The following is a 16651-nucleotide window of genomic DNA, read 5'->3' on the forward strand; positions in this document are numbered from 1 at the left end:
TCAAAGCGACGATTCGTCTTTTAAGCATATCTTGCAAAGTTCCTCAAACTTAGCACACAACTGACGTAGAAAATTAAGTTACTTGTTTTAGTGTTTTACATTCAATTGACGCCATGTTCTTCAATGTTCCATGCGGCCTTTCCGTGTTATAAATCATTACCCCTTCTTCGGTTACTCTCTTCGCTTGCGCTAAGTTGTTAAAAAGAGATAAATCGAGCATTTCATTCTATTTTGATGATGATAGCGACACTAAGATCTAATATTCAATCGCGCATTTTTTAACTGATTAACAAGCTCTAGTAGTGATAAATTGAGTTGGTGCATAAATTGCTGGTATGAAAACTCTTTTTTGCTAATTTCATCTAATTGTAATTCCCAATGTGCTGTCATGTCGGGCATCGACATGATATCAGGTAATGATAAAATCAGATTTTTACCCACGTCTGTTGAACGTATTGTTTTACCTTGACGAGTCAAAAACTGGCGTTTAAATAACAATTCGATAATACCAGCTCTCGTTGCTTCGGTACCTAAGCCATCCGTTTCACGTAATATTTTTTTAATTTCAGGATCTTTAACAAATCGGGCAATACCCGTCATAGCCGATAATAATGTGGCATCGGTAAAGGCTCTTGGTGGCTGGGTTTCTTTACTCAGCAATTCAGTATCAACACATTGCACAGTTTCCCCCTTTTTAACCAATTTAGTTAATAACCCATTGGTTTCATTATCATCTGCATCAGTTTGGTAGTTTTTACTCCTAAATAGAATCTTCCAACCTTCATCAAGCATTTGGTTTGCTTTAGCAATAAATTTCCCGCCTTGAATATCAACATCAATTTGCAATTCGGCATATTTGTAAGCAGGATAAAATTGCGCTAAATATTGCGTTGCAATAACTTGATAAACCGCCTTTTCGTTATCGCTCAAATTTGTCATTTTAGTTTTGCGTAATGTAGGGATAATAGCATGATGAGCTTCGACTTTTTTATTATTCCAAGCTTTGGAACGCAAAGTAAAATTTGCCTGGTCAATGGCAGTTTGAAGCTCAGGGCAATTATTTTCAATAGCAGACTTAACGCCCATAATTTGTTTTAAATGATCTTCGGGTAGAAAGCGACAATCTGACCTTGGATAAGTAATTAATTTGTGCTTTTCATATAGCGATTGGCAAATGTCGAGTACATCTTGCGCACTTAATCCATTTTTCCTAGCCATTTCAATTTGCAGTGCCGATAAATTAAATGGCATGGGAGGTGCCAACTCTTTCTTTTTGTTACTAACTTTATCAATTGTTCCTGGTTTACCTTTTATGCGTTGACAAACATTTTCAGCCAACTTTTTGACTAATACTCGCCCTTCTTCATCTTGATAAGGTGCACAGGCTTCGCTTGGTTGCCATTTTGCCTTAAATGTTTCATTGTCTTTGGTTTGCAATACAGCAAACACTTCATAAAAAGGTTTAGGTACAAATTGTGCTATCTCTAAATCACGCCTAACCACTAACCCTAAAATAGGTGTTTGTACTCGCCCAATTGATAATACACCTCGATAACCGTTTTTTTGTCCAACAATAGTGCAAAGCCGGCTCATATTAATGCCATAAAGCCAATCCGCTCGAGCTCTTGCCAATGCAGAGGTTGATAAAGGAATAAAATCTTGGTTATTACGTAATTGTTGCAATGATTTTTCAACAGCGCTCGCATTTAAATCACTAATTAAACATCGCTGTATAGCTTTGCGTTTGCTCGGCGGTAATTGGCAATAATTTAAGACTTCATCCACCAATAATTGTCCTTCTCTATCGGGGTCACCGGCATGTACAATTTGATCGGCAGAGTTAATTAGATCGACCAAAATATTAAATTGTTTTTTTGTATTGTCTTTTGGCATTAAGATCCATTTTTCAGGCACTATAGGTAAATCACTCATCACCCATTTTTTATATTTAGGATCATAAATTTCTGGTGTAGCTTGCTCTAAAAGATGACCAATACACCAGCTAACAATATCACCATTACTTGCTTTAATAAAACCATTGCCTTTTTGGTGAGGTTTAGGCAATACATCAGCAATAGCTCTAGCTAAGCTGGGTTTTTCAGCAATAAATAAACGATAAGAATGATTAGATCGCATAACAATGATTATTCATTAAATATTTCAAGCAATATACGCTTCATAAAGGAGAGTATCTAATGTATAGTCCAACAATGTAGCCACATTCATCAATAGAAAATTATACAATCCCCAGCTTGGTAAAAAAACGCAAACAAAACAAATTAAAATTAACTTTTCGCAATTAGTTTTTTGCTGGTTGTTAAATAAAGGCTTAATAATATCCTTATCACTAACTGTATAAACGCTCATAACCTTTTATCCATTTTTTGTAAAAATGTGACCACAATTACCACCACTTTTTATATTTAAGCCAAATAGCCGAAGCAATACAAATAACAACAAGCAGTAATATTAACCCAATAAAAGACCATTCTTGTTGGCTAAAAGGAATACCCGCTAAATTGACGCCAAGTAAACTAGTTAAAAATGTAATCGGCGTAAATATAATGGTAAATAGTGACATTAAGTAAATTCGTTTATTGGTTGATTCAGCCAAGAAACTATTAATTTGCTCCATTATTGAAGCTAACCGCAATAAACAGCTATCTATGTCAGATACATAATGGTTTTGCTGATTGGAAATATCGTGTAACCGTTGGCGATCGTTATCATCAATCCATGAAATTCTTTCAGTCGAAATTTTTACAAAAATATCACGTTGCGGTGATAACAACCGACGTAAAACGATCAATTGTTTACGTACACGGCCTATTTCTTTATATGAAAATATCCGTTGGTTAAGAACTAAATCTTCTAGCCTGATGATTTTATTATGAGTACTATTAAAAGATAAATTAACTTGATCGCTAATTAAATCAGATATTTGAATTAGCCAATCAGCAACATCCACAGGTCCAATGCCTTTATCTAAATTGTCTTGCAGCTGAGAAATGGCGCCAATTTTTTGATGTCGGGTTGAAATAATCATGTTATCGGTGATATAAAAACGGAAAGTCACAATAGGATCTGGAAGCTCATTTGGAATAAAATTCACCCCTTTTAAAACCACTAAAATCCCCGACTCAAAACGGATTTCTTTAGATATTTGGTTCGATTTTATCAATTCGTTTTTGATCAAATCAGGAACTAAATGGGTGGTATTAATCCAATTGATGGTTTCTTGCTTAGCAAAATCTAAATGAATCCAAAATGGCTGTGTAACTGAAGGAACACTTTGTTCATTAAGTGGCATTGCTTTGCCTTTACCATCTAGCTGGCAACTAAAAGCCGGTTTAGCATCTAAGAGATGTGAAACAGAAATAGAACTGGTACTATTTTGATTAGTCATAACCGACCCCATTTGTTATTTTTTCAAATTATATACTGAATTTAGCTTAAAATGGAGTAACCAATTAGAGTTTATTTATTTTGTTTAACGCATTAAATAAATTTGAGGTACACAAGCATTATCTGGATGAGGATAAATCCCTAATTCTACCTTATACCAACGGTTAATATTTTCTGCGGTTAAAACATCTTTAGGTATACCTTGTTTAACAAGTTTTCCTTGATTAATTAATAAGATCTTATCAGCATATAATGCAGCTAAATTCAGATCATGCAAAACACAGCATACGGCTAATTGTTGTTCGCAAGCCAGTTTCTTTAATAATCTTAAGGTTTGTTGCTGGTGATATAAATCAAGTGCCGAAGTCGGCTCATCTAAAAAGAGCAGTTTTTCAGTTGGCTGTACTTGCCACAACTGCGCTAAAACTCTAGCTAACTGCACACGCTGTTGTTCTCCACCAGATAAGTTACGATAATCTCGATTTGCTAGTTTTAAACAATCTGTTTGCTGCATAGATTGTTTTATTGCTATATCAAAATCAGTTTTTCCATATGGCGAACGCCCCATAGCGACGACCTCTTTTACTTTAAAAGGAAACGTCAATGGGTTATGTTGTAGCATTACCGTGCGAATTTTAGATAATTGCTTTTCTGACCATTGTGACAACGGTTTATTTAATAAATAACACTCTCCTGATGATGGCTTTTGGTAACCTGTTAACAAACGCAATAGTGTTGATTTTCCTGCACCATTAGGTCCAATAATGATGGTAATCTTGCCCACTTCTATAGTTAAAGAGATATCATTAATTAAAGTGTGATTTGCATAATTAAAAGTTAAATGTTGAGCAGTTAGCATCATTAAATTCCATCTATTATTTATGTCTTAAAATTAACCATAGAAAATAAGGCCCACCAAGTAAACTAGTAAATAACCCAACTGGAATTTCAGTAGGAGCAACTAACGTTCGGGCAAAAGTATCCGCCAATAATAATAAACAGGCTCCACCCAACGCTGAGGCCGGTAATAACCATCGATGATTAGCTCCCATTTGTAATCGAATCATGTGAGGAACAACTAAACCAACAAAAGCAATTATGCCACTAACTGCAACTGAGGTACCAATTAGTACTGCACAGAGTAATAATAGGTATCGTTTTATTCGTTGTACATTGATGCCCAAATAATGAGCATCTTCATCGCCAAGTTGAAGAAGATTCAGTGCATGCGATAACTTAAAAATACCAAGTAAAGCGGGAAAAATGAGTGATACCGCAACTAAAACCAAATCCCACGAACCTTTACCTAAATTGCCCATTGACCATAATGAGAGCTGACGCAATTGGATCTCATCACCAATATAGCTCAAGCACCTCATTATTGCGCCAATAATGGCATTTATGGCCACGCCTAACAAAACCATCTTTGCTAAGTTACATTGTGAATTTAAGCTATAAATATAAATTAACAAACAAATCAGTAAGCTACCTGCAAAAGCAGCAAACATTTTACCGTAAAGCATCATAATAGATGGAAATATTGCAGGAAATAAAATAGATAGTCCCACCATTAAAGCAGCACCACTACTAATGCCCAATAGACCAGAATCGGCTAATGGATTTCTAAACAGCCCTTGCATTACCGCACCAGAACTAGCTAAAGCCATACCAACAACAACAGCTAACATAATGCGAGGCATACGGACATTAAGCCAAATATGCCATAACGGATCGTCAAATTGTAGGTTAATTAAATGGGTAATGGATAAATTTAATGCGCCAGAATTAGCCGAGAATATAATAAGCACCAAGAGTAGACCAATTAACCCCCATAATAATGAACGATGACGATTGTTTTGCACCCATTAACCTCTTTTATATCTTGAATGACTCATATTATTTAGCTAATTAATAAGTTATTGTTAAACTAGGGTCAACAACACTATAAGCACAATTACCAAATTCGTGATTAGCGATTTTATCAATAATTATTTTTGCTAAATCAATGCGATGAATAAACCCATGTACTTCTTGTTGATAATAGCATTGGGCATTTTGAGTCATTTCACCATCACGCAAACCTCCAGGCCTTAAAATTAAAAAATTTAATTTACTGGTTTGTAACCAAGTTTCAGCTAACGATTTTTCTCGTACTGCATGACCAAAAGCCTGTTTTGCTCTCGCTGATAAAGTTGCCCATGAGTCACCACATCCTAATGAAGTGACTAAAACCATCTGTTTTATGCCTGTTTGCTCAGCACAATCAATAATAATACGCTGCGCCTGATAATTCCCAGTTTCCCCGCCTAAGGTTGAAACAATTGTCGAATCAGCACCAGCTAAATCACAAAGTTGTTTAACTAGCACGCAATCAGTTGCATCACCGACATAGGTTTCAATGCCTTGTTTGACTAATTGCTTAGCAAAAGTATTATTACGAACTAATGTAATACAACGCCAATCTGGATGGTTTTGTTTAGCTAGTTGTAAAACTTGATAACCAGTTCCTTGTTTAGGGCTGACGCCAAAGATTAATAGTGTTTTCATTGTATTAACATCTTAAAGTTAATTAATCCGATTAGCTAATGCTCTGAATTTGTCTAGCTGTTCTGCTTTAAGTTGATATTTTTCGTCACGACCAACAAAGATTTTAAACATCGCTTGTCCCATATGATTAAGAAATATCATCGACGCAGTAGACATTTTCATAAATTTACGTTCAATAAAAGCAATGTATTGGCAATGCTCCGCCTTGATATGGCCACTTAAACCTTTTTGGTGTCGTAAATTAAAATATTTGTGGCTATGCGTCCCTAAGGGTAACTCACCAGAAATTTCAGCAATAACATCCCCAGTATGGATTAAAAACAATACTTCTCCCCAAGTTGCTACTTCTTCCCAAATGGTATCAAAATGGCTGCCATCGACAATTTTTGCTCTGGGTAAAACCTGAATGACTTGTGTCAATGTAACATGATGATCTTGAGCAATCTTTTCTAATACTTCCTCGGGATTGGTTTGCATATATGCAGCTAAATTAGCTAAATGGTTTTGTTTATCTGTCATAATAATATCCTTTAATTACGAAGTGTTAATGTGGATCTTTTGCTTGCTTAATAGCGGAATGAGGCATCATTTGTTGGCTACCAGTCGTTCGTTTTTCTTGTGCCATTTTTTGTTGTAATTCAATATATTCTGGATTATTGAGTTGTAATAATAACTGCTGTAAAGCTTGCAAGATATTGCTCGACCAAAATCGCCCAGATAATGTCAAAAGCAGGCAATGATCTGTATTTTGTAGAAGCCCTACTTTATGCCATTGATTGATTAATGGTTCAAACAATTGATAGTGCTATGTTAATTGCGTCAAATCAATTCGCCCTTTTTCAATACCTGCTTGTAATTGATATAACCATTCACCTATTAATGGTTTACCTGTTAACATCATAATTGGCTTTTTACCTTGATCTAGTTGGGCGTAATACTGATTTAAATCTCGATGGATCATAAAAGATTGACCACCTAACCGCCCACCAGCACAAGAGCCGAAAGCAAAGAAATTTGAACCTTGTTTAATTAAAAAATTATATAAATTTCGTTCACGGCTAGTTTTAGCCCAATGTGCATTAGTTAAATGAACCCAACCTTGTTTAGCAAAAAATTCAGCACCTTGATGATAAAAACGATACTTATCAGTGACAGACGGTATTTCAATACGTTTATTTTCAACACCTTTAGCAAGTGGTGTTGTAGGCAATAAATTAAGGGAATAAAGATCAATGCCATCTAATGGCAAATTATTAGCAATATCTAAATCTCGTTGCCATGTTTTAGGGGTTTGATCGGGTAAACCAAACATTAAATCACACACTAAAGCAACACTATCTCGTGCAGCTATGCGTTCAAAGTTTTTAATGATTTGTTCTTCAGTTGATGCTCGCCCTAACCTTTGTCTAATTTGAGTATTAAAGGTTTGTACACCTATCGAAAAACGATTAGCACCAGCTTGAATATAGCTATCAACACGTTCATCATCAAAATCAGAAATGCGCCCTTCAATCGTAATTTCACAATCAGGAGCCAAAGGAGCGTGCTGTTTAAAATAACGAATTACTCTGGCTATTTGCCCACTAGCCAAAGCCGAAGGTGTGCCTCCACCAAAATAAATGGCATGAATTGGAGCAGATTGCATCGCTTTATTATCTATTTCAAGCGATATTTCTTTTAATAAATAATCGATATAGGTTTCAGTATTAAACTTCCGTAATGGGTTTTGATAAAAACCACAAAACTGACAATGAATATCGCAAAAAGGAATGTGAATATAAATTAAACGTTTTTTACCTCTAAGTGATGTCGCTTGAATAATTTCCCATTGCTGCTCAATTTCTAATGAAGATAATGGCAAACTAGCTTGTAAAGGCATTACTGCCCAGCGATTTTTAAATGGCAACGTCGTATTTTCAGCATAAAAAGTGCTAACATCTAATGTTTTCATACCAACTATTCTTGTACAAATAAAACACACAGATTAAATAATAATTATTATCATTTAGCAACGTTTTTTATTTAAATTTTTATATCCAATTGATATTTAAAATAAATTTTCACATTGATTAATTAAATACTAATTTTTTAATAAATAATAAATTTATTTTAATAATTAATAAGTTAAATTTAAAACAGCTCAAATATTACTACATTATATTGATAATAGTTATCATTTTCATTATAGTAAGTAACTTCTGTCCAATGCCGAATGATAGGAACTACACAATGAAAAAATTTATAAAGAAATTAAGCGTAATTCTGTTTCTTTTTTCTTTAATCAACCTTATGAATTTAAGTTTTGCAAATGAAAGAATTGTTATTGCTGGCGGCTCTTTAACCGAAATTGTATTTGCGCTGGGGGCTGGTGATCAAGTTGTAGGGGTGGATAAAACGAGTAGTTATCCAAAATCGGTAAAACAACTTCCACAAATTGGTTATTGGAAATTGTTAAATATTGAAGGCATCTTATCGCTAAAACCCTCGTTATTTATTACATTAAGTGATGCCGAGCCTAAAAACGTAATAAGTCAGGTTAATCAAGCTAAAGTCGATGTGCTTTCATTGCAACGTGTTCCTGGAACTATTGATTTACTTTATTTAAATATTACAAAAATTGCGGATAAATTAAATAAACAAAGTGAAGGGCAACAGTTAATCAATAGAATAAAAAACCATCTAATCCAAATCCAAGACAAAATTGCCAATCAACCTAATAAAGCAAAAGTGCTATTTTTGATGAGCATGGGAGGAACAAATTCAGTAGCAGGGAAAAATACTACTGCTGATGCCCTTATAACTATTGCTGGAGGTGAAAACCTTGCTACACATACCAGTTACAAAACGTATACCCCCGAATCGTTAATAGCAATGAACCCTGAAGTTATCGTATTAAATAATCATTCTATCGAACAGTTGGGTGGTATGGAAAAACTAAACACTATTGCAGGAATTACTCAAACAGCAGCTTTCAAAAATCATCGTATTATTACCATAGACGATAGTTACCTGTTTGGTATCGGTCCAAGAGTTGATGAAGCTGCCAAAATACTTTATCAACAATTTTACCCATAATGATTTTCCCCCAAAAATAACATAATGATTACTATAAATTGATACTAAATTAAAGTGAAGCAAGTGCAGTACATTATTTAGATTATTATATTTGAAAGGTTTAAAATGCTTAACGTTACTCATTTAAAAATATCTAGTACACTAGCTTTAGGCTTAACATTAGGAATACCTGCCATTGCAGCAAACAATAACACCAACCAAACGCATGATGATGTAATGACAGTCACAGCGCATGAAACAACTAAAAAACTAGGCACCAATAAAGAAATATCGGAGCAAGACATTAGGCGCAACGGCGGAACCAATTTTTGTACAATAATGCGTTATCAACCACTGATTTCTGCGTCTGGTAATATTTCTGGCTCAGGAAGTGGTAAAAGTAGTTGGGATCGTGGTGGCTTTACTGGCTATAATATCCGCGGCTTAGATGCCAACCGCGTTTCAATCGACATTGATGGTATGCCTTTACCTATAGCCCAAGGTAGGGTCAATTCTGTAGGTCGTGCTGGCTTTGGTTCTTATGGTATTGGCCGTGATTACATTGATACCTATATGTACAATAAAGTCGATATTCAATCAGGCGCAACATCAGTTAGTAATCCCAATAATGCCCTTGGTGGTTCGGTTTCATTTCAAACTAAAACTGCCAGTTACTATTTATATTCAGGAAAAACAAGCTACGTTGGTTTCCAAAATAATTATGATAGTACTGACAAAAGTTATCATCAAGGTTTAACCATAGCTGGAGGTGATGATGGGCTAAATGGTATTTTAGTATTAAGCCGCCGTGATGGCAAACAAACGCGGAATCATGGTGATTCCATCAACAGTTACCCTGAAAACTGGCATTCAAATTCAATCCTATCAGGATTTGGCTGGCAAATAACCGAAGAGCATTTACTCAATACGACCGTTGATTATAACAGCAAAACTAAAAATTCTCATTATGATACATGGGACAAATATGGTAAAAAAATAGAATCATTTGATCACCAAAAAAGCAAAAATAACCGTTTTAACTTAGCAATAAAAGAATTATGGAAACCAACCAATATTAGTTGGATCGACTCATTAACTACCCAATTAAATTATCAACATACCCACGTTTATGATAATACGGATTTACAACACACCACTCGAGGTAAATTTAACACTCAAACGCACTATAATACTAAAGCCTATAACTTTATTACAACATTATTAAAAAGTTATGAAAATCAAAAAATAAGTGCAGGTTTAAATGCTAATTGGAGTCGAGATGAGTCACCTTTTTATACTTCAGCTAAATCACAGTATGACAGAATTTTCCCCGATGGAGATTACACAAAACCTCAAGCAGATAGCCGTAGTTATCAATTAGGGGGATTTCTTGAAGATCGTATAAGTTTTACTGTCAATAACAGCAATAATTTCTATTTAATCCCTGGTGCTAGAGCTATATATCAAAACACCAAACCTCGTAATTTGCAAAACATGACAGTTACTAATATCAATGCTAACCAATTAGGTAAACAATATAATCGTAATAGTGACTTTAAGGTATTGCCATCTATAGCATTTATGTATGATATTAATCCTGATTTAATAACTTACCTCCAATATAAACGTGGCGCACAAATGCCTAATCAAAATCAATTATATGGATCTTATTTAGCTCATAGCCAAATGTATGTACTGGTTGGCGATTCGAACCTAAAAACCGAAACCAGTGACAACTTTGAATTAGGCTTAAAAGGACAGCCAACATCAGGAGTGACATTATCAACCGCCGCTTTTTATAATAAATATAAAAACTTCATTGCCTATTCTCGTTATAAAAAGAATTTTGTCGGAGTCGGTAATCGTATTGTTTATCAATCAGAAAATAGAGATAAGGCCTATATTTATGGCGCAGAACTAAGTAGCGAATTTAATATCGGTACATGGATTGAATCAGCCAATGGGCTAAGTGCCAGATTGGCAATTGGCTACAATCAAGGTAAATCAAAATCAAGCTATTTAGGCGATAAATATATTGAAATGGATAGCATTGCTCCACTAAAGAGCACCATTGGTTTAGCATGGGACAATCCAAATCAAGACTATGGTTTAGCATTAATTGCCACCTTCCAAAAAGGCAAGAAAGCTGAAAATACAGCTCGTGAAACTTACAATAATGACGGCAAACCAATCAAAGCCGCTACAGATGATTATTTTAGAGTTGCAGGACACGGTATTGTGGATCTGACTGGTTATGTCAATATCACTAAGAATGTAAAATTAAGCGGTGGCATCTATAATCTTACCGACCAAAAATATTGGGATTATCTAAGTAACAATAAATTATACAAAACATCAAACTATAAATATCTAGCAATGTTCACCGCACCCGGTAGAACATTCCAGTTAGGTATGGATATTGATTTTTAACTAACAATATAAATAATGAAAATATCCTTTTTTAAAGAGAGGATATTTTCATCTAATATGTACATTTGGCGCATCTAACTTTTACTAATTAACAAATATCTCACGCAGGCAAACTTCCTCAATATAGCTAAATTTAATAATAAAAATATAATTGTTAAGTTATAGAAAATAAATATCACATGTAATTATTACATGTGATATTTACATGTAATATTTTTATGTTAATATAAACCCTATTGATAATTAAAATAAACATAAAATCAACATATGAAAAAAACAAAAGAGGCCAAAAGCTCTGCATTTTACCAACAACAATATAGAAAACGCTTGCGTGAGCAAGGTCTAATAAAAAAAGAAGTTTGGATTTTACCTGAAAATGCAACTCAATTACTCGAAATTGAAAAACAGTTTCGTCTACCTATAGACAATAGTACATGCTTTAACAATATACAGGAAAACAATAAAATGAAAAAAAATGAAGTTTGGTCAATTACAGATCTTTATCAAGCTTTGCGTGACTCAGAATTATCTAAGCAAGGTTTTGCCAGTATTGAAGTCATCGATGGCGTTGATGCTTGTTTGCATATAACCATGCATGAGTATGGTGATCTACCTCTATTTTTAAGTGCTTCTAATCAACAAATTATTATTGAGGCTCTACTTTGGCCTGTTGATATTGTCAAACACACAAATCAATTTAATGAAGAAATATTATGTACTAGAAAACTATTCCCACTATCGACTATTGCAATTGAAAAAACAGGAGATGGGGCATTAAATTATATTATGTACGGAGCTTTAAGTGCGTCTTCATTATTAAGCGACATCATTTATGAATTAGAAACTTTATCAGATAATGTCATTAAAGCTACCGAAGCTTATGAACATTATATTAACATTAACAATATTGAATCAAAATAGTTAACAAGGAGATTAACAATGGCTATCTTCAAAAAGCTTATTACAGCGCTTCGTGGTAGTGTTAATGAAGCCGGCGAAGCGATTATTGATGCGCAAGCTCTACGTATATTAGACCAAGAAATTCGCGATGCTGACGTTGAATTAAAACAAGCTAAAGAATCGTTAGCAAGCATACTTGCGCAACAAAAATTAGCCGATAAAGAAGTTGAAAAAATTCAATTAGAAATAACTGAGTATGAAAATTATGCCATCAAAGCATTAGAAAGCAATAATGAAAAATTGGCCTTAGAAGTCGCTGAAAAACTTTCGGTTCTTGAAAAGAAGTACACAGTTAATAAAGAGCAAGCAACTTATTTTGCCGATAACGTAAAAAATCTACGACAAACAATATTACAAACAGAAATTAATATCCGTAATCTTAAACAACAAGTAGATATTGTAAAAGCAACAGAAAGTGTGCAAAAGGCACAATCTGCTATTGCTCAACGTTATGGAAATTCAACAACAAAACTACAAACAGCCTTAGACTCTCTTGAGCGAATAAAAAAACGACAAGAAAAAACATCTGCCACTATTGAAGCAAAAAAAGAATTATTGGGATCTGAAACTCAAGATTCGCTTGATCGTAAACTTGAAGAGGCAGGAATAAAATCGAGCAACCAAAGTGCCGAAGCAATCTTAACTAGGTTAAAAGAAAAACAAATTAATTAAGTTTTTTAAGTTTTACTTTTTTTAGTTACAATAACCGTTAAAAATATAATAATTAGAAAATTGTAATAACTATTTAAAATATAAAGGAAATATAATGGAGCTTTTTTGGGGGATATTTTTTTCTTTTCCCGTTGTTATTTTTAGCGCCTTATTAACACTTTGCGTTATGTATTGGTTAACTGCCGCAATTGGCATTTTAAGTGTTGATTGTTTAGATATAGCGATTAACGTAGAGGATACAGCTACCGATATACCATCATCTGGATTTGGTGGCTTATTATTGAAATTTGGTTTTAATGAAGTACCGCTCACATTAGTTATTACCTTAATTTCATTATTCGGATGGGCAATTAGCTATTTTAGTTTCCGATTCTTTATATTACCGCTATATAATGATATTTTGCTTTATTTTATTATAGGAGCAGTTTTTTTTGTAATTTCACTAATCACCGCTATTTACCTCACTGCATTTGTCATAAAACCTATTCGCCCTATTTTCACAAAACTAAATTTAACTCATGATCATAAATCATTATTAGGACAAATTGTTCTAATACGATCCAGTATTGTCAATAACATTAAAGGAGAAGCTATTTATGAAGATGGTGGAGCGGGATTAATTTTACAAGTTAGAAGTGACGAAGCTTATCAATTTAAGCGTGGAGATAAAGCAGTACTACTACGATATGATATGGCCAATAATTTCTATGAAATCATTAGCATTGAAGAATTTAACGGATAGTCAGAGTTCAATTTTTGGAGAAAAATAAATTATGCATATAAATACTGATACAATAATATTTTTTTTTATAACAATAGGAATTATCTTTTTAGTTATAATGGGGTTTTTCTTATTATTTAAAGCTTTTTATATTAAAGTTCCTCAGGGTACAGCACTTATCGTTAATGATATGACCTCAAAACCCAAAGTACACTTTACAGGGGCCCTAGTTTATCCTGTTATCTATAAAAAAGAATTTATGAAAATTTCATTGATTACTTTTGATGTAGAGCGGCGGGGTAAAGATGGTTTAATTTGTAAAGATAATTTACGCGCAGATATCTGTGTTGCTTTTTATTTACGCGTTAACGAAACGACTGAAGATGTGTTAAAAGTAGCTAAATCTATTGGTGTAGATAGAGCTTCAGATCAAAAAGCAGTAAGTTCACTCTTTAGTGCAAAATTTTCAGAAGCACTAAAAACCGTCGGGAAACAATTCGAGTTATCAAAACTGTTTGAAGATCGCATGAACTTTCGTGAACGCATTATTGATGTTATCGGAAAAGATCTAAATGGTTATGCTTTAGAAGATGTTGCTATCGATTATTTAGAACAAACGCCAATAAAATCTCTTGATCCTGATAATATTTTTGATGCTGAAGGGATTAATAAAATTACATCCATTACAGCTGTTCATAAAGATGAAACCAACAAACGAGAAAGAGATCTTGAACTCGCATTAAAAAAGAAAGATACCGAAACAATTGAAGCAAAACTTGAACTTGAACGACAACAAGCAGATGCTGAAGCAAGACAAAAAAGAGAAATCGAAACAATTCGAGCACGTGAAGCCGCTGAGACGTTAAAAGTACAAGAAGAAGAGCGTTTGAAAGCAGAACAAGCTAGAATTCAATCACAACAAGAAATTGAAGTACGAGAAGAAAATCGTTTACGTGAAGTCGAAGTTGCACAACAAAACCGCTTAAGAGCTATTGCAATAGAAGAAGAGCGAGTTGAAAGAGCTCGTTCACTTGAAATTGTTGCTCGTGAACGAGAGGTTGAATTGCAACGCATTGAAAAAGATAAAGTGCTTGAAGAAGAAAAAAAACTTATTGCCAATGTAATAAGAGAACGCGTTGCTGTTGAAAAAACAGTGGCAGTCGAAGAAGAAAACATTAAAGAAGTACGTGAAGTTTCAAAAGCAGATCGTGAAAAACAAACAACAATTATTGAAGCAGAAGCAAGAGCTGAACAAGAGTTAGTTAAGCAAGTTAAGCAAGCAGAAGCTGACGAACAATCATCAAAACACCGCGCTATTGAAATTAGCACAATGGCACAAGCTGAACTTGAAGCAGCAGCTAAACAAGCAGAAGCCAAAAAACAATTGGCACAAGGTATTGAAGCTGAAGAAGCGGCAATCGGTCTTGCTGAAGCAAAAGTACGTAAAGCACGCGCAGAAGCTGAAGAAAAAGAAGGATTAGTCAAAGCAAATATCACAGCAGAAACTTTATTAGCAGAAGCAAAAGGTAACCAAGAAAAAGGATTATCAGAAGCAAAAGTTATTGAAGCTAAAGCTATTGCAATCGAGAAACAAGGCTTAACAGAAGCTAAAGTACTTGAAGAAAAACTTTCAGCACAAGCTCGTGGTGATGAACGAATCGGTTTAGCCAAAGCATCGTCAACAAAAGAGCAAGGCCTTGCTGAAGCACTAGTAATACGTGAACGTTTAACAGCCGAAGCTAGTGGTTTAGTTGAGAAATTCCAAGCTATGGGCACAATGAGCGAACAATCTCAACACCATGAGGAGTTCCGTTTGGCACTTGAAAAAGGATTTGAACAAGCTATGGCTGCTATTGCTGCCAATAAAGAAATTGCAAGAGAGCAAGCAGATGTTCTTGCTGCAGCATTTAGTAAAGCCAATATCGAAATTGTGGGCGGCAACGATAACTTCTTTAACAGCTTCTCTAAAGCAATTAGTGTAGGTAAAGCTATTGAAGGAACAGTTAATCAAAGCCCTGTTCTTCAATCGGCGTTGCAATCAGTGTTATCACGCTTATCAGGCGATAAGCATGTTGATCTAAAAGAAACATTGCAAAATACTGATTTAAAAGCACTAGCAAAACAATTTCTATCTACAGAAAATGACAATAAATAATGAACATGTTCTTCGATAGTTATTAATTTGGCTTATCGCTATCATCTGTTTTCGGTAGATAATACGTTTCTACCGAAAACAATAAGCTTTTCTGTATAATCATAATGAGTTAAAAATGTCAGAAATACAACAAGATATTGAAAAACAAACAACATTAGATAAAGCAGTTGCCGAAGGCGGTGCTTATGAAATTCTTCGTAAACGTCTAACATCATTAGGGCAAGAGCTTAACCAAAAAACAGAAACATTAAATCAACAACGGCTTTCTGAATTCGGTAAAAGCGATATGTCAATTACCGCGCGAATTCGTATAAGAACTGAAAATAATTGTATAGCAAGAGATATTGTTCGTTTTGGTGATTGGTTATTATTTGGCTATAACGTTTTTTTAGGATTAAAAAAAGAAACCAAAATTGAAGATGTCTTTTCTCTTTATCAGCTTATTGAACGTGATGGTAATTACGAAGCAGATCCTGTTGATCTTTCTGGTACCTTCTTAAACATTGATCGATTTGTTCAAGATTTTAATGAACTTTATACTTATTATAAAAATGCTCAGTTATTACAACTTGTTGAACGAGATGGTAAGTTACTAGCTAGCTTCCAAATTGGTGAACGGGTAAGTGATATTCGCGTTTTTCGGTGGTCTATATCAACCGATAAAAAAAATATTAATTATATAGATAACCGTGGTGAACGAGATATAG

At 34.2% G+C, this 16651-nt stretch carries 14 protein-coding genes and 1 pseudogene; 7 read left to right on the forward strand and 8 right to left on the reverse strand.

Annotation, left to right across the window (positions count from 1 at the left end):
* Positions 1-73 precede the first annotated feature (73 nt).
* The 8 genes and pseudogenes from A9G28_RS14085 to hutW all read right to left on the reverse strand — a co-directional run.
* Positions 74-220: an integrase core domain-containing protein gene (locus A9G28_RS14085; RefSeq protein ID WP_081297778.1), complete on the reverse strand. Its 147-nt coding sequence runs from the start codon at positions 218-220 to the stop codon at positions 74-76.
* Between the two features lie 29 nt (positions 221-249).
* Entirely contained in the window at positions 250-2136 is a 1887-nt protein-coding gene (locus tag A9G28_RS06870) for a DNA topoisomerase III (RefSeq protein ID WP_065580178.1), read from the reverse strand.
* 268 nt (positions 2137-2404) lie between these two features.
* Positions 2405-3406: a zinc transporter ZntB gene (gene zntB / locus A9G28_RS06880; RefSeq protein ID WP_176700651.1), complete on the reverse strand. Its 1002-nt coding sequence runs from the start codon at positions 3404-3406 to the stop codon at positions 2405-2407.
* An 84-nt stretch (positions 3407-3490) separates the two neighbouring features.
* Positions 3491-4267, reverse strand: coding sequence for a heme ABC transporter ATP-binding protein (locus A9G28_RS06885; protein ID WP_065580180.1), 777 nt, complete (start codon positions 4265-4267; stop codon positions 3491-3493).
* 13 nt (positions 4268-4280) lie between these two features.
* On the reverse strand, positions 4281-5267 hold the full coding sequence (locus A9G28_RS06890; protein WP_065580181.1) for a FecCD family ABC transporter permease: 987 nt from the start codon (positions 5265-5267) through the stop codon (positions 4281-4283).
* A gap of 46 nt (positions 5268-5313) precedes the next feature.
* Positions 5314-5952 (reverse strand): NAD(P)H-binding protein, encoded by a 639-nt coding sequence (locus A9G28_RS06895; protein WP_065580182.1) that lies wholly within the window; start codon positions 5950-5952, stop codon positions 5314-5316.
* A gap of 18 nt (positions 5953-5970) precedes the next feature.
* Positions 5971-6471, reverse strand: coding sequence for a heme utilization cystosolic carrier protein HutX (hutX, locus tag A9G28_RS06900; RefSeq protein WP_065580183.1), 501 nt, complete (start codon positions 6469-6471; stop codon positions 5971-5973).
* 127 nt (positions 6472-6598) lie between these two features.
* Positions 6599-7903: pseudogene (hutW, locus tag A9G28_RS06910) on the reverse strand (heme anaerobic degradation radical SAM methyltransferase ChuW/HutW); the annotation flags it as partial.
* 278 nt (positions 7904-8181) lie between these two features.
* On the opposite strand from hutW, the gene A9G28_RS06915 reads away from it, so the two are divergent.
* From A9G28_RS06915 to A9G28_RS06945, 7 genes are all read left to right on the forward strand, one after another.
* Positions 8182-9027 carry a heme/hemin ABC transporter substrate-binding protein gene (locus A9G28_RS06915; protein ID WP_176700650.1) on the forward strand — a complete coding sequence of 282 codons (846 nt, stop codon included), beginning with the start codon at positions 8182-8184 and terminating at the stop codon, positions 9025-9027.
* 105 nt (positions 9028-9132) lie between these two features.
* Complete coding sequence (locus tag A9G28_RS06920; protein ID WP_065580186.1) at positions 9133-11436, forward strand: TonB-dependent receptor domain-containing protein; 2304 nt, start codon at positions 9133-9135, stop codon at positions 11434-11436.
* Between the two features lie 267 nt (positions 11437-11703).
* A complete protein-coding gene (locus A9G28_RS06925) occupies positions 11704-12357 on the forward strand; it encodes a YjfI family protein (protein ID WP_065580187.1) in 654 nt (217 codons plus the stop codon).
* Positions 12358-12375: 18 nt separating this feature from the next.
* A complete protein-coding gene (locus A9G28_RS06930) occupies positions 12376-13068 on the forward strand; it encodes a PspA/IM30 family protein (RefSeq protein ID WP_065580188.1) in 693 nt (230 codons plus the stop codon).
* A gap of 94 nt (positions 13069-13162) precedes the next feature.
* Positions 13163-13810 carry a hypothetical protein gene (locus A9G28_RS06935; RefSeq protein ID WP_065567461.1) on the forward strand — a complete coding sequence of 216 codons (648 nt, stop codon included), beginning with the start codon at positions 13163-13165 and terminating at the stop codon, positions 13808-13810.
* Between the two features lie 97 nt (positions 13811-13907).
* Positions 13908-15944, forward strand: a complete 2037-nt coding sequence (locus tag A9G28_RS06940; RefSeq protein ID WP_442903099.1) for a hypothetical protein — start codon at positions 13908-13910, stop codon at positions 15942-15944.
* A gap of 115 nt (positions 15945-16059) precedes the next feature.
* Positions 16060-16651, forward strand: a 592-nt coding sequence (locus A9G28_RS06945; RefSeq protein WP_176702123.1) for a DNA repair ATPase, incomplete at its 3' end; no start/stop codon positions are given.

Source organism: Gilliamella sp. Fer1-1, assembly GCF_001690825.1.
Lineage (GTDB): Bacteria > Pseudomonadota > Gammaproteobacteria > Enterobacterales > Orbaceae > Gilliamella > Gilliamella apicola_C.